General features: G+C 68.3%; 14 protein-coding genes. 7 read left to right on the top strand and 7 right to left on the bottom strand.

Translation table 11 applies throughout. The features are described from left to right. Positions 1 to 11: 11 nt before the first annotated feature. Together QSK35_RS22290 and QSK35_RS22285 are read left to right on the top strand one after the other, a co-directional pair. Positions 12 to 1,274: an MFS transporter gene (locus QSK35_RS22290; protein WP_285749460.1), complete on the top strand. Its 1,263-nt coding sequence runs from the start codon at positions 12 to 14 to the stop codon at positions 1,272 to 1,274. Beyond that, positions 1,271 to 2,872: a helix-turn-helix domain-containing protein gene (locus tag QSK35_RS22285; protein ID WP_285749223.1), complete on the top strand. Its 1,602-nt coding sequence runs from the start codon at positions 1,271 to 1,273 to the stop codon at positions 2,870 to 2,872. The genes QSK35_RS22290 and QSK35_RS22285 overlap by 4 nt, the downstream gene beginning before the upstream one ends. Before the next feature lie 46 nt (positions 2,873 to 2,918). On the opposite strand, the gene QSK35_RS22280 is transcribed toward QSK35_RS22285, so the two are convergent. The 5 genes from QSK35_RS22280 to QSK35_RS22260 form a co-directional block, all read right to left on the bottom strand. Further along, entirely contained in the window at positions 2,919 to 4,262 is a 1,344-nt protein-coding gene (locus QSK35_RS22280; RefSeq protein ID WP_285749221.1) for a type VII secretion protein EccB, read from the bottom strand. Positions 4,263 to 4,328: 66 nt separating this feature from the next. Then, positions 4,329 to 5,822 carry a GMC family oxidoreductase gene (locus QSK35_RS22275; RefSeq protein ID WP_285749219.1) on the bottom strand — a complete coding sequence of 498 codons (1,494 nt, stop codon included), beginning with the start codon at positions 5,820 to 5,822 and terminating at the stop codon, positions 4,329 to 4,331. Further along, entirely contained in the window at positions 5,819 to 7,252 is a 1,434-nt protein-coding gene (locus QSK35_RS22270; RefSeq protein ID WP_285749217.1) for an aldehyde dehydrogenase family protein, read from the bottom strand. Before QSK35_RS22270 ends, QSK35_RS22275 begins: the two co-directional genes overlap by 4 nt. Positions 7,253 to 7,262: 10 nt before the next feature. Further along, entirely contained in the window at positions 7,263 to 8,345 is a 1,083-nt protein-coding gene (locus QSK35_RS22265; RefSeq protein WP_285749215.1) for an NAD(P)/FAD-dependent oxidoreductase, read from the bottom strand. Then, complete coding sequence (locus QSK35_RS22260; RefSeq protein ID WP_285749213.1) at positions 8,342 to 8,659, bottom strand: bifunctional 3-phenylpropionate/cinnamic acid dioxygenase ferredoxin subunit; 318 nt, start codon at positions 8,657 to 8,659, stop codon at positions 8,342 to 8,344. The genes QSK35_RS22265 and QSK35_RS22260 overlap by 4 nt, the downstream gene beginning before the upstream one ends. A gap of 113 nt (positions 8,660 to 8,772) precedes the next feature. Here QSK35_RS22260 and QSK35_RS22255 point away from each other — a divergent pair, with 113 nt between their 5' ends. The 5 genes from QSK35_RS22255 to QSK35_RS22235 all read left to right on the top strand — a co-directional run bounded on the left by QSK35_RS22255 (position 8,773) and on the right by QSK35_RS22235 (position 15,422). Beyond that, complete coding sequence (locus QSK35_RS22255; protein ID WP_285749211.1) at positions 8,773 to 9,543, top strand: IclR family transcriptional regulator; 771 nt, start codon at positions 8,773 to 8,775, stop codon at positions 9,541 to 9,543. Between the two features lie 43 nt (positions 9,544 to 9,586). Then, positions 9,587 to 10,750, top strand: a complete 1,164-nt coding sequence (locus QSK35_RS22250) for a cytochrome P450 (RefSeq protein WP_285749210.1) — start codon at positions 9,587 to 9,589, stop codon at positions 10,748 to 10,750. 108 nt (positions 10,751 to 10,858) lie between these two features. Beyond that, positions 10,859 to 13,189 (top strand): GcvT family protein, encoded by a 2,331-nt coding sequence (locus QSK35_RS22245; protein WP_285749208.1) that lies wholly within the window; start codon positions 10,859 to 10,861, stop codon positions 13,187 to 13,189. A 1-nt stretch (position 13,190) separates the two neighbouring features. Then, positions 13,191 to 14,303, top strand: a complete 1,113-nt coding sequence (gene solA, locus QSK35_RS22240; protein WP_285749206.1) for an N-methyl-L-tryptophan oxidase — start codon at positions 13,191 to 13,193, stop codon at positions 14,301 to 14,303. Between the two features lie 6 nt (positions 14,304 to 14,309). Further along, complete coding sequence (locus QSK35_RS22235; protein ID WP_285749204.1) at positions 14,310 to 15,422, top strand: aromatic ring-hydroxylating oxygenase subunit alpha; 1,113 nt, start codon at positions 14,310 to 14,312, stop codon at positions 15,420 to 15,422. A gap of 380 nt (positions 15,423 to 15,802) precedes the next feature. Here the strand turns inward: QSK35_RS22235 and secA2 are convergent, their stop codons facing one another. After that, a complete protein-coding gene (secA2, locus tag QSK35_RS22230; protein ID WP_285749202.1) occupies positions 15,803 to 18,091 on the bottom strand; it encodes an accessory Sec system translocase SecA2 in 2,289 nt (762 codons plus the stop codon). 42 nt (positions 18,092 to 18,133) lie between these two features. Beyond that, a complete protein-coding gene (locus QSK35_RS22225; protein ID WP_285749200.1) occupies positions 18,134 to 19,306 on the bottom strand; it encodes an MFS transporter in 1,173 nt (390 codons plus the stop codon). Positions 19,307 to 19,309: the final 3 nt, after the last annotated feature.

Raw genomic sequence — 19,309 nt, 5'->3', positions numbered from 1 at the left:
TCGGCGCTTCGATGATCGGCACAACCGTTGAGTGGTATGACTTCTTCCTTTACGGATCAGCCGCGGCGCTGGTGTTCAACAAGCTCTTCTTCCCCGCCGCGGACCCGTTGATCGGCACGCTGATCGCGTTCGCCAGCTACGGCCTCGGCTTCATCGCGCGACCGCTGGGCGGCGTGGTGTTCGGCCACTTCGGCGATCGCCTGGGCCGCAAGAAGCTCCTGGTGCTGAGCCTGTTGCTGATGGGCACCGCGACCTTCGCGATGGGCCTGCTCCCGACGTACGCGACGATCGGCATCGGCGCGCCGATCCTGCTCACGTTGCTGCGCCTCGTGCAGGGCTTCGCGCTCGGCGGCGAGTGGGGTGGCGCGGTGCTCATCGTGTCCGAACACGGTGACGCGCGGCGGCGCGGGTTCTGGACGTCGTGGCCGCAGGCCGGTGTGCCGACGGGCAACCTGCTCGCGACCGCGGTCCTGGCGATCCTCGCCGCGGTGCAGACCGACGAGGCCTTCCTCTCGTGGGGCTGGCGGATCCCGTTCCTGCTGTCCGGAATTCTCGTGGGGATCGGTCTGTGGATCAGGCTGACCGTCGCCGAGTCGCCGATCTTCCTGGCGGCACAGGCGAACGCGGTGGCGGGGGAGAAGGCGCCGATCGTCGAGGTGGTGCGCCGTCACTGGCGTGAGCTGCTGGTCGCGATCGGCGCGCGGCTCGCGGAGAACGTGACGTACTACGTGATCACCGTCTTCAGCCTCACCTACATCACCGGCACGCTGAAGCTGTCCAAGTCGGTCGGGCTCAACGCCCTGCTGATCGCGTCGGCGATCCACCTCGTGGCGATCGTGTCCTGGGGGACGCTGTCCGACCGCCTCGGCCGGCGCAAGGTGTACCTGTTCGGCGCGGTCGGCACCGGCCTGTGGACGTTCGTGTTCTTCCTGTTGCTGGACACCAAGTCCTTCGCGCTGGTGACGCTGGCGGTGACCGTCGGCCTGGTGCTGCATGCGGCGATGTACGGGCCGCAGGCCGCGTTCTTCTCCGAGCTGTTCGGCACCCGCGTGCGCTACTCCGGCGCGTCGGTCGGGTACCAGCTGGCGTCGATCGTGGCCGGCGCGCTGGCGCCGTTCATCGCGGTGTGGCTGCTGGCGACGTTCCACAGTGCGGTGCCCGTGTCGGTCTACGTGGCGCTGATGGCGGTGCTGACGACGATCGCGGTGACGCTGTCCCGCGAGACCCAAGGTGTTGACCTGGAACACGAGGAGCGTGTCAGCATGGGGGCATGACCCGGCGACGTGAGGCCGAGTTGGCGGCGCTGTTCGAGACGGCGTCGGAACTCGCGGGCATGCGCGACCCGGAGGCGGTGCTGCACTCGATCGTGCGCCGCGCCCGCTCGCTGCTGCACGCGGACATCTCCTACCTGTCGATGAACGACCCGTCCGGCACCTACATGCGGGTGACGGACGGGTCGATCTCCCGAGAGTTCCAGCAGGTCCGGCTGGGGCTGGGCGAGGGACTGGGTGGCCTGGTCGCACAGACCGCCCAGCCGTACGCCACATCGGACTACATGGCCGACGCCCGGTTCAACCACACGAGACCGATCGACTCGGCCGTGCGCTCGGAGGGCCTGGTCGCGATCCTGGGCGTGCCGCTGAAGCTGAGCGACCAGGTCATCGGCGTCCTGTACGCGGCGGACCGCTCACCGCGCGAGTTCCCTCCCGAGGAGGTCGCGCTGCTGTCGTCGCTGGCCGACCACGCGGCCATCGCGATCGAGACCGCCTCCCTGTTCGAGAAGATCCGCTCGAACAACGCTGCCATGCAGCGCGCGTCGGAGGCACACGACCGCCTCACGGATCTGGTGCTGCGCGGGGGTGACGCGGCCTCCGTCGCGGGCGCCGTCGCCGAACTGCTGGGCGGCGGGATCGCCGTGCACGACGAGGAAGGCGTCGCGCTCGCGCGTGCCGACTTCTCCGGTGGCGCACCGCCTCCGGCGGCCGTCAGCCGGTCCCGGATGAGCGGCCGCGCCGTGCAGTGGGACGGATCGTGGGTGTGCGCGGTCCTGGCCGGCCGCGAGTTGCTCGGGAGTCTGGTGCTGGAGCGCGCCGACCTCGATGACGCCGACCGCCGGTTGTTCGAGCGGGCCAGTGTCGTGACCGCGCTGCTGTTGTTGTTGCGGCGCACCGTCGCTGAGGCTGAGAACAAGGTGCGCGGGGAACTGATCGCCGACATTTTGAACGGGCGCGACGCTTTTGGGCTGATCGCGCGGGCTCGGCGGATCGGGGTGGAGCTGACCGATTCGCAGGTCGTGCTGGTCACCGATGGGTCTTTGGCTGCGGCCACCCATTACGCGGCCGTGCACCGTGGGCTGGCTGGTGTCTGGGGCTCGGACGTGGTGCTCGTGGTGCCCGGTGCTTCCGCCTCTGCTGTGGTGTCGGATGCGTCTTCCTGTTTGGGGGCGACCGTCGGTGGTGCCGGTCCGGTGCTCGGGCCCGCTGCGGTTGCGTCTGCGTTCGATGAGGCGAGGCGGTGTCTGCGGGCGTTGTTGTTGCTGGGGCGGGAGAAGTCCGGGGCCGTGATGGCCGATCTCGGGTTCGTCGGGGTGTTGCTCGGGGATCGGGCCGACGTGTCCGGGTATGTGCGGTCGGTGCTTGGGCCCCTGCTGGACTACGACGCGCGACGTGGGACGGAGCTCGTGCACACGTTGCAGGTCTACTTCGCCTGCGGGGCGAACCTGAGCAAGGCGCGTGAAGGACTGCACGTGCACGTCAACACCGTGGTGCAGCGGCTGGACCGGGTCGCCGCGCTGCTGGGGGAGGACTGGCAGTCGCCGGAACGCTTGCTAGAGGTCCAGTTGGCGTTGCGGCTGCTGAAGGTGCTCGGCTAGCGAACGTGGCGTATGGGTACTTCTATGTCCCCAAACGTCACGTTCGCTAGCACTGCGACGAGGGGGCGCGGCGTTCCCTTGGGGTGCGAGCGATGACCCGTTGTGACACCGGAAGTGCGACCGGAGGCGTGGACGCCGCGGGTTCACGTCCGACGTCATAGCTGCACGACGCCTTCGAGATGTCGAGTTGAGTTCCGGTAGGCAAGAGCTTCAGCAAAGCGGCGGGGGCCTCGGGGATGCGGTTCTCGTCCGGCTCCGCCAGCCCGAGCACCTGGGCCGTAAGCAGGTTCGGCACGGTGTGCGCGACGCCGTGGTCGGTGACCAGCGTGATGGCGCCAAACCGTCCATTGCGGACAACCGCGGCCCGCCCGGCCGGCATCACGAAATCCTGAGCGCCAGGCATGTCGACGCGCACCCCGAGCGAGGGCGCGGCACCGGTGTACACATTGGCCCCGGTCCGAGTCCACTCAACGCACACCTTGTCGGTATCGAGAGCGGGCCGCGGCGGCAGATCCGGGTAGTGAGCGGTGTCAGCCCAGTCCCCGACGCCATCAGTGATGGTCAACCGCGACGGAACGGACCGCGAAATCAGCTGGGCCACGGCCTCGGTGACGCGATGCGTATCGCCGCCAGCAACAACCCAGTACCGCTCGCGACCGTTGAAGTCGTCAGTTCGGAACACATCGTCGGCGGGCGGCACCGACAGTTCGGGCACTTCGGGGATGAGGTCCAACAACGCGGCGCCTACGTTGCGCGACGCGGTGCCCGTGAGGTTCCACGCCGACCGAACGCCGCGACTCACGCGGGCCCGGACCACCTTGCCGCCCTGCCGGTACACCAACTGATCGGCGAGGTCCGGCCCGTGCACCAGCAGCACCTCGTCGTCGCCGAGCGGGATGCCCAGCTCCGGCTTGCGGCCATCCAGGCCGGCCAGAACGGTTGTGCGGCCCTCGGCTTCACACAGTCCCCACGCGGCGTGCGCGGAGTCGAGGCGTTGTTCCTTGGTGGGCAACATGTCCGGCGCATCCGGAATGCCGGTGCGGCGCCCGGTGGTCAGGCGGGCGCCGCGAATGGTGGCATCCGAGACCAGCACCGGCTCGGCAGCGGGTTCGCTGCGCGAAACGCTGTGACTGGTCTCGAGTTCCTTGCGTGCCAGCAGAAGACGCGCCGACGCCACGTTGAACGTGGGCGTCAGCGCGCCGTCCGACACCAGGTACACGGCACCGGTCTGCTCGTTGATCGCGATACCCGAGGCAGGCAACGCGACCGACTGACTCGACAGGGTCAATGTCAGTCCGGCGGTCAGACCGATGATCGTGACGGCCACTCCCGAGAACCGGGCGCGGTGGAAGTGGTCGAGGTAGCTGTCCGAAGTGGACGCGACACGCATGAGGGGCAAGTTATCGGACGATCTTGAAGATACGCCTTTTTGCTCACCCCATCGTGTGGCTACGTCTCAGTTGGTTGTCTCGCTTGGAGGTTTCATGATCAAGTCTGCGGCGCGTTCGCCGATCATCAGCACGGTCACCATCGGGTTGACCGTCGGCATGGTCGGGAATACCGAGGCGTCGACGACTCGGATTCCGTCCAGACCGATCACCCGAAGGTCACCGTCCACAACGGACCCGATCGCGCACGTGCCCGCCGGGTGGTAGACGGTGTGCGCCGCGCGACGGCCGTACTCGGACAGGTCCTCGTCGGTCGTCACGGCCGGGCCGGGCGCGATCTCGCGCTTGAGCCACGAGCGCAACGGCTCCTGCGCGGCGATCTGCCGGGCGATGCGGAAGCCGTCCACCAGGGTCTGCTCGTCGTAGCCGTCGGGATTGGTGAAGTAACCGAAGTCCAGCGCGGGCTTCTCGGCCGGGTCCGACGACTTCAGCCACATGCGGCCCTTGCTGTGCGGGCGCGGGATGTTCGGCGTCATGCAGACGCCGTGCTCGACGGTCGGGTAGCCGAGCCGTTCCGTATTGGTGGTGAACGGGATCTGGTAGAAGTGGAACATCAGGTCCGGGCGCGGGTCGCTCTCGTCGCGGCGGACGAACAGGCCCGCGTCGGAGTCCATCACCGAGTTCGGCGGCAGTGGGCCGTTGGTCTCCCACACGATCACCGACTCCGGGTGGTCGAGCAGGTTCTCGCCGACGCCCGGCAGGTCGTGCACGGGCGTGATGCCCAGTGCGGACAGTTCGGAGGCGTTGCCGATGCCGGACAGCATCATCAGCCGCGGCGTGTCGATGGCGCCCGCGCACAGCAGCACCTCACGCCGTGCGGAGACCAGCCCCTTGTCGGTGAAGACACCGGTAGCTCGTCCATTCGAGACGACGATCTTCGACGCCCACGTCTCCAGCAGCAGCGTGAGGTTCGGGCGGTCCAGGATCGGGTGCAGGTACGCGGTCGACGCCGACGACCTGCGGTTGTTCTGCTCCGGGTGGTACGCGATGGAGAAGAACCCGACGCCGTCGGCGAACGGCTTCGCGTTGAAGTCGTCCACTTCGGACACGCCCAGCGCGGTCCGTGCCGAGGAGACGAAGTCGAGCGCGATCGGGTTCCGGTCCTTCTCCGCGACCGGGATGATGTTCATCTGGATCCGGTCGTAGTACGGGCCGATGGTGTCCCAGTCCCAGCCCTCGCCCCAGCCGTCGAAGTCCTGCGGGAACGGCACGAAGCTGATCAGCGTGTTGTGCGAGGAACATCCGCCGAGCACACGGGCCCGTGAGTGCCGGATGTGCGAGTTGCCGCGCGGCTGCTCGACCGTCGGGTAGTCGTAGTCGAGCTCGCCGCCCAGCAGGTTGATCCAGTTGCGCAGGTCGAGCACGCGCTCGTCGTCCACGTCGGACGGACCGCCCTCGATCACCGCAACCGTGACTTCCGGGTCCTCCGACAGTCTCGCCGCGAGCACCGAACCGGCCGTGCCGCCTCCCACGATGACGTAGTCGTACACGGCTTCGCTCATGCGCGATCCTTTCGTGCGAACCAGTTCTGGGCGGCGGGTTTGAGGTTCTGGTAGACGTGCTTCGGTTCGCAGTACTCGTGCAGACCGGAGGCGCCGAGCTCACGGCCGACACCGGACCGCTTGAAGCCGCCCCACTCCGCCTGTGGCAGGTACGGCCCGAAGTCGTTGATCCACACCGTGCCGTGGCGCAAGCGCTTGGCGACGCGTTGCGCCAGGTCGAGGTCCTGGCTCCACACGCCGCCCGCGAGGCCGTAGTCGGTGTCGTTGCCGAGGAAAACGGCTTCGGCTTCCGAAGAGAACTTCTCGACCGTGATGATCGGGCCGAACGTCTCGTCCTGCACCAGCCGCATCTCGCGGCGGCAGTCGGCGAACACCGTGGGCCGGAAGAAGAACCCGTTCTGGAGTTCCGGTTCGTCGGGACGCTTGCCGCCGGCGACGAGCCGCGCGCCCTCCCGCAGCCCGATCTCGACGTAGCTCTCGACCTTGGCGCGGTGCTCGGCGGACACCAGCGGCCCGCTCTCGGTGTCCTCGTCGAACCCGTTGCCCAGCTTGACGAGGTCGGCCCGCCGCGCGACCTCGGCGACGAAGTCGTCGTGGATCGACTCGTGCAGGATCAGCCGCGTGCCGGACGAGCAGACCTGCCCGGCGTGGAAGAACGCCGCGGTCAGCGCGTAGTCGATCGCGGTCTCGAGGTCGGCGTCGGGGAAGACGATGTTCGGGTTCTTGCCGCCCAGCTCCAGCGCGACCTTCTTCACCGTTCCCGCGGCCGACGCCATGATCCGCTGACCGGTGGCGAGGCTGCCGGTGAACGACACCAGGTCGACGTCGCGGTGCTCGGACAGCGGCGCGCCGACCTCGGGACCCGTGCCCAGCACGAGGTTCGCGACACCATCGGGCACGCCGGCCTCGTCGAGCAGCTGGAACAGCAGGATCGTGGTCAGCGGCGTGACCTCGCTGGGCTTGGCGACGAGCGTGTTGCCCGCGAGCAGCGCGGGCGCGACCTTCCACGACATCTGCAGCAGCGGGTAGTTCCACGGCGCGATCAGCCCGCACACGCCGACCGGCTCGTAGTCGATGCGGCTGATCACGTCCGCGCCCGCGCCCGGCACGATCTTCGGATGCAGCGCGCCCGCGAGGCCGCCGTAGTAGCGGAACACCGCGGCCACGTCGTCCACGTCGATCCGGCTCTCGACGATCGTCTTGCCGGTGTCGAGCGTCTCGGTGCGGGCGATGTCCTCCTTGTCGCGCTCCAGCAGGTCGGCGACGCGGTTGAGGACCGCCGCCCGGTGCTCGGGGCTCGTCGAGGACCACGCCCCGTCGTCGAACGCCGTTCTGGCCCTGGCGATGGCCGCCTCGGCGTCGGCCCGCGTCGCGTCCTCGACCTCCGCGATCACGCTCTGGTCGAACGGGTTGATGATGGGCCTCGACAACGGGCTCCTCCTATAGCTCCCGGCGGAGTCGCGTGAACAGCCGGGCGCTGCTCATCGCGAGCACTCCGACCATCCGGTCGTCCTCGTGGTAGGTGGCCACGAACTTGCGGTCCGCAATGGACCCGTCCGCCACGCGCACGTCCCCGCTCGCCCGGCCCGCGAACTGGATCCGCACGCCGTACTGGTCGGACCAAACGTAGCCGGTGGCCCGGTGCGTCGCGACCGTGTTGCCCGCCAACAGGTTCTTGATAGCGACGCCGGCCTGTTCGGTCGCGCTCGTCCAATGCTCGGCGCGCACACCGTCGTAGCGGGCCACGTCACCGACCGCCACGACCTGCGGAATCCCTGTGACACCACCGGCATCACACACCACGCCGTTGTCCACTTCGACCGGTGAACCCGCGAGCCAGCCCGTCGCGGGCTGCGTGCCGATACCCGCGATCACGACGTCCGCTTCCAGCGAGCGGCCGTCGTTGAGTTTCACCACATGATTGACCTCTGCGACCCCGACGCCGCAGAGGAGCTTGGTGCCGTGGTCGCCGTGCAGGCCACCACAGGCCGTGCCCATCTCGTCGCCGAGCACACGCGACAAAGGCGCGGGCAGTGCCTCCACGACCGTGACGTCCAGGCCGAGCTGACGGCAGCTGGACGCGACCTCCGCGCCGATGAACCCGGCACCGATCACCACGACGCGGGCGCCGGGGGTGAGCTTGTCGCGCAGTTTATGAGCGTCGTCGACCGTGCGGAGCGTGAGCGTGTCGGGGATCGTGCGCGGCACGGCCCCGGTCGCGATGACCACACCGTCGGCCGCGACGACACCGCCGTTTTCCAGCTCGATCTCACCGCTGCGCAGCGCGGACGCCCGGACGCCCATGCGCCAGTCGGCGTCCAGCTCGGCGAGCTCCTCGCGGTCGGCGAGCGTGACCATGTCGGTTTTGCCGAGCAGGAAGTCCTTCGACAACGGCGGCCGGTCGTACGGTGGATGGATCTCGTCGCCGATGACGACGATCCGTCCGTCGAACCCCTGGCTCCGGAGGGCCTGCACGGACCTCAGACCGGCGAGCGATGCCCCGACAACCGCGATCGTTTTCAAGCCACGTCCCTGTGCACCTCGGTATCGACGTATACGACTCCATCCTGCACAACGACGGGGTAGGTCCTCACCGGCCGTTTGGCGGGCGGGCACGTTGGCAGGCCGGTGCGCAGGTCGAACGACGAGGCGTGCAGCGGGCACTCGATGAAACAGCCCTCCAGCCAGCCGTCGGCGAGCGAGGCGTCCTGGTGGGTGCAGGTGTCGTCGATGGCGTAGAAGACACCGTCGACGTTGAACACGGCGACAGGTGGTGTCCCGTCGACTCTGACGGCTTCGCCCGGAGGAAGATCGTTGAGGGCGCAGACGCGAATCATCGCGAAGCCTCCGTTGCGTGACGCGGGACGCGTTCCGAATAACGCAACACAATGTGCGGCTCACGCAGGCGCGTCGTCAAGAGGCCGTTCTGGTTAGCGGTTACCGTTGCGCTATGAGCAACTCGGACCCGGCAGCTCAAGTTCAGTCGGTGGACCGTGCCATCAGCGTGCTCGAACTCCTCGCGCAGGGCGAGGCGGGCATCACCGAGATCGCTGGTGAGCTGGGTGTGCACAAGTCCACCGTGTCCAGACTCGTGTCCGTTCTGGAGGCGCGCGGCCTGGTCGAGCAGCTCGGGGAGAGAGGCAAGTACGCGATCGGCTTCGGCGTGGTCCGGCTCGCCGGCGCCGCCACGGGCCGGATGGATCTGACGAAACTGGGTCAGCCGGTGTGCCAGGCGCTGGCCGACGAGTTCGGCGAGACGGTCAACATCGCGGTGCACGACCAGGGCGTCGCGATCAACATCACCCAGGCCCGTGGCTCGGCGGCGGTGTCCACGGTCAACTGGATCGGCCAGCGCACGCCGTTGCACGCCACGTCGTCGGGCAAGGTGCTGCTCGCGCACCTGCCGGTCGAGGAGCGCAAACGGTTGGTGTCGCTGCCGCTGGACCGGTACACGACGCACACCAGGGTGGATCCCGACGCGTTGCTGGCCGAGTTGGAGCAGGTCGTCGTCGACGGGTTCGCCGCGTGCTACGAGGAGCTGGAGCTCGGGCTGCACGCCGTGGCGGTGCCCATCCGCGGGCATCGCGGTGAGGTCGTGGCGGCGATGAGCGCGTCAGGACCGTCGTACCGGCTCTCGCGCGAGCGGGTGCGTCAGATCGCGCCGTCGATGACGGCGGCGGCCGCCGCTCTGTCCGCGCAGCTCGGATATTTTGCCGACTGACGAAAGCTTCGACGCGGGAACGTGGCGCGCCTACAACGGAGTCATGACCGCCACGTTCCCGTTCAACCCGCCGTCGGGCATCGGCCCGGATCCCGAAGTCGTGGGGCTGCAGTCGTCGCCGGACTTGGAGCCGGTCGCGCTGTCGACCGGGGGCAAGGCCTATATCGCGACCCGGTACGACGACGTGCGGACGACCCTGGCTGATCCGCGGTTCAGCCTGGCCGCCGGTGCGGTGCCCGGCTCGCCGACGATGATGCCGGGCACGCAGGGCATCCCGGCGTTCACCAACATGGACGCACCCGATCACACCCGGATCCGTTCGCTGGTGGCCAAGGCGTTCAACGCTCGGGCCGTGGCGCGGATGCAGCCCCGTGTGGTCGCGATCGTCGACTCGTTGCTGTCGGCCATGGAGCCGGGGGACTTCGTGACGCAGTTCGCGCGTCCGCTGCCGGCCACGGTGATGAGCGACATGCTCGGGATTCCGGTCGAGGACCGGGGTGTCCTGTGGGACTGGGTGACCGTGACGACGAGCCTTGCGCGTCCCGCCGAGGGAGCCGTCGAGGAGGCGACCCTGCGCGCGGCCGCGTATCTGGCCGGGGAGTTCGAGTCACGGCGGCGGTCGCCGCGGGACGACCTGTTGTCGGATCTCGTGCACGCGCACGACGCCGGCGACCGGTTGTCCGTCGACGAGCTGATCTCCACGGTGATGGTGCTGTTCAGCGCGGGGCAGGAGACCACGTCGAGTCAGCTGTCGCTCGGGGTTCTGCTGTTGTCACAGCATCCTGACCAGTGGGAGCTCCTGGTCGAGTCGCCTTCGCTGGTGCCCGCCGCGGTGGAGGAGATGCTGCGGTACATCCGGCTGGTCGAGGTCGGGATGCCCCGCGTCGCCCTGGAGGACGTGCCGTTGTCGGCCGGTGTGGTGCCCGCCGGGGCCTCCGTGCTGCCGGCCACGGCGGCCGCCAACCGCGACCCCGCGGTGTTCTCCTCGCCCGAGGTTTTCGACATCACGCGGGATACCGGGCGGCACATCGGGTTCGGGCACGGGCCGCACTTCTGCCTCGGGGCGGCGCTGGCCCGGCTGGAGCTGCAGGTGGCGTTCGACGCGTTGGTCCGGCGGCTGCCGGGATTGCGGGTCGACGCCGCTGACCTGGCGTGGAATGTCGAGACCTTCACCGGTGGGCTGAAGGCGTTGCCGGTCTCCTGGTGAGACGTGGCGTCCGAACGGACGTCTTGACAGCGGGGTGCGGTGGGCGCAACTTGTTGCAGATAGCGGAACGGGGTCCGTTCTGCGCAACTGCGGCGGAGGGTGCGTCCAATGCCTCGAGTGGTGGTCGTCGGAGCGGGGATCGTCGGCTGCGCGCTGGCCGACGAGCTCACCCAGCGCGGCTGGACCGACGTCACGGTGCTGGACCAAGCCGACCTCTTCGCCCGTGGCGGTTCGAGTTCGCACGCCCCTGGATTGGTCTTCCAAACGAACTCGTGCCGCAGCATGACCGCCTTCGCCCGGTACACCGTCGAGAAGTACACCGCGCTCGGGTGTTTCGAGTCGGTGGGCGGCCTCGAGATCGCCACCACGTCGGCGCGTCTGGAGGACTTGAAGCGGAGACACGGCTGGGCGACCTCGTGGGGGGTGCCGAGCTGCCTCATCGGTCCCGATGAGGTCGCCCAGCTGTATCCGTTGCTGGATAAGGACAAGGTGCTCGGCGGGTTCCTGATTCCCAGCGACGGGCTCGCGAAGCCCGTGCTCGCCGCGGAGACCCAGGCTCGCCGGGCGATCGAGCGCGGCGCGAAGTTCATCGCGCACCAGAAGGTCATCGGCATCGAGACCGCCGGCGACCAGGTGTGGGGTGTGCGCACCGAGACGGACACGTTTCCGGCGGACATCGTCGTGTCGTGCGCGGGAATGTGGGGGCCGGTGCTCGGCGAGATGGTCGGGCTCACGGTGCCTTTGGTGCCGATGGCGCACCAGTACGCGTTCAGCGGCACGGTGGGCGACACCCCGAAACCCATTCTCCGCCACCAGGAAGCGGACCTGTACTTCCGCGCGCACGGCGACCAGCTCGGGATCGGCGCCTACGGGCACCGGCCGATGCCGGTCAAGGCACACGAGATCACCGGGTCCGAACTGCCGTTCACCAAGGAGGACTTCGAGGAGTCCTGGGCGAGCGCGCAGGAGATCATCCCGAAGCTCGGCGAGGCCGGCATCGACCACGGGTTCAACGGCCTGTTCTCGTTCACCGCCGACGGCATGCCGCTGCTCGGGGAACACCCGCGGCTCAAGGGGTTCTGGGTGGCCGAGGCCGTGTGGATCACGCACTCCGCCGGCGTCGCGAAGACCATGGCCGAGTGGCTGATCGACGGGCAGCCCGAGCTCGACGTGCACTCGTCGGATCTCAACCGGTTCGAGCCGCACCAGCTGGCGCCGGACTACGTGCTCGAACGCAGCTGCCAGAACTTCGTAGAAGTGTACGACGTGCTGCATCCGTTGCAGCCCATGGAAAGCCCGCGTCCACTGCGGACCAGCCCGTTCTACGGCAGGCAGCAGGAGCTCGGGGCGATGTTCCTCGAGGCGAACGGGTGGGAGCGGCCGCACTGGTTCGAGGCCAACGCGGACCTGCCGGAAGTGGCCGAGGTGCCCGAGCGCAACGACTGGGCCGCGCGGTACTGGTCGCCGATCTGCGGCGCCGAGGCGCTCGTGACGCGCAAGCGCGTGGCCATGTTCGACATGACCGCGTTGAAGCGGCTGGAGGTCAGCGGGCCTGGCGCACAGGCGTTCCTGCAGCGGATGACCACCAACAACCTCAACCGCAAGCCCGGCGCCGTCGTGTACACGTTGCTGCTCGGCGAGGACGGCGGGGTGCGCAGCGACCTCACGATCGCGCGGCTCGACGCGAACCGGTTCCAGGTGGGCGCGAACGGCAACCTCGACCTCGACTGGTTGTTGAGACACGCGCCCGATGACGTGCACATCAGGGACATCACGCCCGGCACGTGCTGCATCGGACTGTGGGGGCCGAAGGCGCGCGACCTGATCTCACCGGTGTCCACCTTGGACACTTCCAAGGGTTATTTCACCGCCCAGGAAGCATATGTCGGCAACGTGCCGGTCACGGCGTTGCGGCTGTCCTATGTGGGCGAACTCGGCTGGGAGCTCTACACGTCGTCGGACATGGGGCTGAAGCTGTGGGACACGCTGTGGGCGGCCGGGCAGGAGCACGGCGTCATCGCCGCCGGGCGCGGTGCGTTCAACAGCCTGCGGCTGGAGAAGGGCTACCGGTCGTGGGGCGTGGACATGACGACCGAGCACTCGCCGGAGGAGGCGGGCGTCGCCTTCGCGGTGCGCCAGGACAAGGACTTCCTCGGTAAGGCGGCCGTGCGCCAGCACACGAGAAAGCTCACGTGTCTGGTGATCGACGACCCGCGCCAGGTGGTGCTGGGCAGCGAGCCGGTGTTCGTCGGCGGCGAGGTGAAGGGGTACGTCACCAGCGCCGCCTACGGGTACACGACCGGGCTGAACATCGCCTACGCCTGGTTGCCCGCGGGCACGGAAGGTCCCGTCGAGATCGAGTACTTCGGGGAAAGGCTCAGCGCGAGGACCGCGGAGGAGCCGTTGTTCGACCCCCAGATGACCCGCCTCAGGAGCTGAGATGTCCCCAGCGATGTCCTACGACGTCATCGTGATCGGCCTCGGCGGTATGGGGAGTGCCGCCGCGTACCGGCTCGCCCAGCGTGGCCGGAAGGTGCTGGGGCTCGACCGGTTCACGCCGGTGCACACGCAGGGCTCCAGCCACGGCGGGTCGCGCGTGACGCGGCAGACCTACTTCGAGGACCCGGCCTACGTGCCGTTGTTGTTGCGTGCACACGAGATGTGGGACCAGATCGAGCAGGACTCCGGTGAGCGGATCTTCAACCGGGTCGGCGGCCTCATGGTGGGCGCGCCCGGCTCGCGCACCGTCGCCGGCAGCCTGCGCAGCGCCCAGGAGTGGGGCCTGGCGCACGAGATGCTGGACGCGAAGGGCATCCGCAAACGTTTCCCCACCATGGACCCGATGCCGGATGAGGTCGCCTTGTACGAGGCGGGCGCGGGGTACGTCGTGCCCGAGGCGAGCACTGCGGCGCACCTGAAGCTCGCCGAGAAGGCCGGCGCCGAGCTGCGCTTCGAGGAGCCCGTCACGTCCTGGGAGGACGGGCTCGTCCGCACCGAGCAGGGAGTGTACGAGGCGGAGCAGATCGTCGTGTGTCCCGGCGCGTGGGCGCCCCAGCTGCTGGGCGACCTGCTGGTGCCGTTCGAGATCGAACGCCAGGTGCAGTACTACTACAAGCCCAGCGGCAACTTCGACGGTCACCCGATCTACATCTGGGAGCTCGACTGGGGACAGCAGTTCTACGGCTTCCCCGCGATCGACGGCGAGGTGAAGGTCGCGTTCTTCGGCGGCGGCCAGATCTGCACCCCTTCGACGATCGACCGTGTCGTGCATCCGCATGAGGTCGACGCGATGACGGACTTCGTCCGGAAGCGCATGCCTTTGCTGCCCGGCAGCTTCAAGCACGCCGTGACATGCATGTACACCAAGACCCCCGACGAGCACTTCGTCATCGCCCGGCATCCCGCCCACCCGTCGGTGGTCGTCGCGTGCGGGTTCTCCGGCCACGGCTTCAAGTTCGTGCCCGTCGTCGGCGAGATCCTCGCCGATCTCGTAGTCGACGGCGCCACGCGCCACCCGATCGCCCTGTTCGACCCCGCGCGCCTGAGAGGCTGAACCACCATGACCGGGAGTCTCATCTCCACGTTGCCCGGCCGCTACTACACGGATCCAGCGATCTTCGCGGCCGAGCAGGAAAAGATCTTCGAGGAGATGTGGTTCTGCGCTCTGCGGAGCGCGGACCTGCCTTCTCCGGGGGACTTCCGGACAGTGCAGATCGGGCGCGAGTCCGTGCTGATCGCTCGTGCTCGGGATGGTGCGCTGAATGCTTTTCTGAACGTCTGCCGACACCGCGGGGCCCGGTTGTGCGTCGACGAGCAGGGCTCCGTGAAGCGTGCGTTCCAGTGCCCGTACCACGCCTGGACCTACGCGCTGGACGGCAAGCTGATCGCCGCGCCGAACCTCACGTCGATGCCCGACGTGGACCGCGTGGAATACGGCCTCACGCGCGTGCACCTGCGTGAGTGGCTCGGCTACGCCTGGGTGTGTCTCGCCGTCTCACCGCCCTCGTTCGAGGAGTCCGTCATGGGCGCGGTCGTCGAGAGACTCGGGGCCGTGGAGGCCATCGACGGGTACGAGGTCGCATCGCTTTCGGTGGGGCGCCGGATCGTCTACGACGTCAAGGCGAACTGGAAGCTGATCATCGAGAACTTCATGGAGTGCTACCACTGCGCGACGATCCACCCCGAGCTCACCGAGGTGCTGCCCGAGTTCGCCGACGGCTACGCCGCCCAGTACTACGTCGGGCACGGCGCCTCGTTCGGGTCCGAGATCTCCGGCTTCACGGTCGATGGTTCGGCCGGGTTCGAGAAGCTCGCTTCGTTGGAGGACTCGCGCGACCGCAAGTACTACGCGATCACGATCAAGCCCCAGGTGTTCGTGAACCTCGTGCCCGACCACGTGATCGTCCATCGGATGTTTCCGCTCGCGGTCGACCGCACCGTCGTGGAATGTGACTGGCTGTACGCGCGTCACGTGATCGAGGAGGGGCTCGACGTGTCGCGATCGGTTGAACTCTTCCACCGCGTCAACGAGCAGGACTTCGACGCGTGCGAACGATGCCAGCCCGCGATGTCCTCGCGCGCGTACGCGCGGGGAGGCGTCCTGGTGCCGTCAGAACACCACATCGGAGGTTTCCACGCATGGTTGACTCAGAAACTGGGATCAGCCGACTAGGGGATCGACTTACAGCGGAAAGTGCGGGGACAGTGTCGTCCGTGACGGAGCAGACACAACTGTCGCTCCCTGACGGGGAGCTGGATTTCGTCCGCAGGCTGGGGCAACTCGCGCAGCGTGCGGAGCGGACGGCGCACAACCGGTCCAACATCGTGGGCCCGCCGCCGTCGCAGGAGCACCTCGACCTCCTTGCGGAGATCCGAGCCCTCACTGAATCTCATGTTGCTTACTTGGAGCGGTACCGGGGTGCTGAGATTCCCCAGCCCGCCGTTCCCATAGACGACCGCCTGGGCGTCCCCGACCCGTCCTGAGAAGCCGTTATGGCCACCTTCACGGACCTCAGGTCCGTGAAGGTGGCCATAACGGCATTCGCCTGAGGGTTAGCGGCGGCCCTTCACCATCTTGACCAAGCCCTTCATCGACTCCTCGAGGCCGGAGCCGAACGGGTTGTCGTGTACCAGGTACGTCCAGGTTGACGACGGGCGCTTCACGCCCGAGTCCGCCAGGTCGTAGCCCTTCGACGTGATCTTCGCGCTGGCGTAGGTGTCGGCCGCCAGCTCCCACGACTCGGGGACGATCTTGTTGAACGCCGGGATCGCTTCGCGGTGGAACTCGTCCAGCGGGTTCTGCCGTGCCAGCGCGCGCAGGTGGATGCCCTCTCGCAGGTCCGACAGGAACGTCAGGTGGTGCGTCCACAGGTCGTCCAGGTGGAAGAGCGTGATCACGCGCGCGGCGTGCTTCAGGACCTCGTCCGAGACGCCCTCGTGGTCGCCCCTGCCCAGCTTGTCGAAGGCGATGTCCGTGCGCAGCACCTGGTCGCGGTGCTCGAGCAGCAGGTCGCGCTGGCGTTCGATCAGCTTGTTGTAGCGCCAGGTGTTGCGGTGGATCTCCAGGTTCACGCCCTCGGCCACGCGCTGGGCGTGCTCGAACGTGTGCAGCGCGCCCTTGTCCGTCACGCGGCCGTCGTCGTCCACTTCGGACGGTTCGTCGGCGTCCGGCGTGTACTGGGCGGCCAGGTCATCCTGGAGCGAGGCGAAGAAGACCGAGCCACCTGGGTCGCCCTGCCTGCCGGCGCGGCCTCGTAGCTGGTCGTCCAGGCGGGAGGACGAGTGGCGGCCCGTGCCGACCACGTAGAGGCCGCCCAGCTCGGAGATGCGCTCGTGGTCTTCGGCGTCGTGGCCGCCCAGGCGGATGTCCGTGCCTCGGCCGGCCATCTGGGTGGAGACCGTGATTCGTTCGAACGAGCCGGCGTCCGCGATGATCGCGGCCTCCTCGGCGTCGTTCTTGGCGTTGAGGACTACGCACTCCAGGCCCGCCTTGCGCAGCTTGGTCGCGATGCGCTCGGACTCGGCGACGTCGAGCGTGCCCACCAGAATGGGCCTTCCGGAGGCGTGGACCTCCTTGATCTCCTCGACGATCGCCGCTTCCTTCTGCTCCAGCGTCGCGTAGAGGCGGGACGGCTCGTCCTCGCGGATGCATTCCTTGTTCGGCGGGATGACCAGGACTTCGAGTTCGTAGAACGTGCGCAGCTGCTCGGCTACGGCTACGGCTGTGCCGGTCATGCCGCAGCGGACGGGGTAGCGGGACAGCAGGGCCTGCACGGTCATCGAGTCGAGGATCTCGCCGGACTCGGTGGTCTTGACCGACTCCTTCGCCTCGACGGCGGCCTGCAGGCCGTCCGGCCAGCGCTGCAGCTTCGCGATGCGGCCGCGGGAGTCGTTGATCAGGTGGACCTTGCCGTCGCGGACGATGTAGTCGACGTCGCGGTGCAGGAGGACCTGGGCGTGCAGCGCCACGTTGACCTTCGACAGGGTGGTCGACACGTGCTCCTGCGAGTACAGGTCGACGTCCAGCGCGCGCTCTACCGCCTCGCTGCCCGCGCCCGTCAGGTAGACGTTGCGCTCCTCGTCGTCGACCTCGTAGTGCAGGCCGTGGCGCAGGCGCTTCACCAGGTCCGCGATCACCGGGTCGGCGTGGTCGCTGGTGGTGGAACCGGCCAGGACCAGCGGCACGCGGGCCTCGTCCACCAGGACCGAGTCCGCCTCGTCGATCAGTGCCACCTCGGGGGCGGGCACGATCAGGTCGGCGGCGTCCGTGACGATCCGGTCGCGCAGGATGTCGAAGCCGATCTCGCTGACCGGGGCGTAGGTGACCTCGCACTGGTAGGCGTCGCGGCGCTCCTCGGGCTTGGAGCTCTGGTTGATCCAGCCGACGCTGACGCCCATCAGCTTGTACAGCGGGCCCATCCACTCCGCGTCGCGCTGGGCCAGGAAGTCGTTCACGGTGACGACGTGCACGCGCTTGCCCTGCAGTGCGTAGCCGGCGGCGGCCATGGCGCCCGCCAGCGTCTTGCCCTCACCGGTGGCCATCTCTACGACAAGGCCGTCCAGCAGGCCCAGCGTGCCGAGCACCTGCACGTCGAACGGCCGTTGGCCGATCGCGCGCTCCGCGGCCTCGCGGGCGATGGCGGCCAGTTCGGTGACGTCGAAGTCGCTCTCACGTAGCGCTTGCGCTTTCGCGCTCAGCTCCTCGTCGGACAATTCGCTCAAACCGGACGAGTGTTTGTCCACCTTGTCCAGCAGAGCCTTGTACGGGGCGAGGTCTACCGACGCCGGCTTCTGTGCGAACCGGCGCATCCGCTGCTTCAAGCGCGCCATGAGAGTGGTCACGAGGCAGGAACGTACGGCATGCGCGGAGGGTTCCGCTCGGGTTCACGTGGCCTTCACTGTGAACACGTCCCGAATGGGGGCTTTCACCGAGGCCAGCGCGGCCGCCAGGGCGCAGATCGCCGCCAGTGCGAGCATCACGGGCGGGTAGTTGTTCTGCGGCCCGGCCAGCCACGCGGCGAACCAGGGGGAGACCGCCGCACTCACCGTGAGCGGGGCCGCCAGCAGGCCGTTGAGCTGCCCGTATCCAGCTGGGCCCCACCGGTCGGAGATCGCCGTGGCGTGCAGCAGCGTGAACACCCCGCGCACCGCGCCGGCCGCTATCGAGGCCGCGATGAGCGCGATCGCCGGGCCTGGAATGACGCCGAGCAGCACGATCGACGCGCTCGCCACGAGGAACGTCCCCACCGTGCGGCCGCGCGGGCCCGTGCGGTTCGCCAGCCAGCCGTAGCCCAGCCGGCCGACGAACTGACCGACGCCGCCGAGGCCGAGCGCCCAGGCCGCCGTCGTCGTGCTCAGCCCGCGGCCGGTCAGCAGCGGGACCAGCGCGATCACCACGGCATAGATCGCGAAGCCCGCCATGCTGATGGCTACGACGAGCAGGACGAACGCCCGGCTGCGCGCGATCTGCCTCGGGGCGTGTTCGTGGTGGTGCTGGATGGGCGTCCACGGTTTTCTCAACCCGAAGAAGTGGGCCGGGATCGTGATGACCGCGAGGATCACGGCCAGCACGAGGTAGGTGTGCCGCCAGCCCAGCCGTTCCACCAGCATCGCCGTCAGCGGGGCGAACACCGTGCTGGCGAAGCCGCCGACGAGGGTGATCGTGGTCAGCGCCCTGACCCGCTGCTCGCCCGCCCAGTTGGTCATCGCGGCGAACGCCGGTTGGTAGAGGATCCCGGCCATCGCCACGCCGATCAGCGTCCAGGCGGCGAAGTACCAGGTCAGGGCATGGCTCTGGGTGAGTGCGATCAGAGCTGTCGTCGCTGTTGCCGAACCGGCCGTCATGACCGTGCGGGGGCCGTAGCGGTCGAGGATTCTCCCGACCGGGATGCCGACCGCCGCCGACACGATCTGGGCCAGCGAGAACCCGGCCACGACCCAGGTGTTCGACCACCCCGTGTCCTTGGTGATGTCCTGGGCCAGCACCGGCAGTGCGAAGAACACGATCCCCCAGCTGGTGACCTGCGTCAGGCAGAGCACCGTTAAAACGCTTCGCATGGC

It is taken from the genome of Lentzea sp. NBRC 105346, assembly GCF_030269605.1.
Taxonomy (GTDB): domain Bacteria; phylum Actinomycetota; class Actinomycetes; order Mycobacteriales; family Pseudonocardiaceae; genus Lentzea.
Note: the sequence above shows the minus strand (reverse complement) of the source record. Positions and strands in the feature narration are given on the sequence as shown.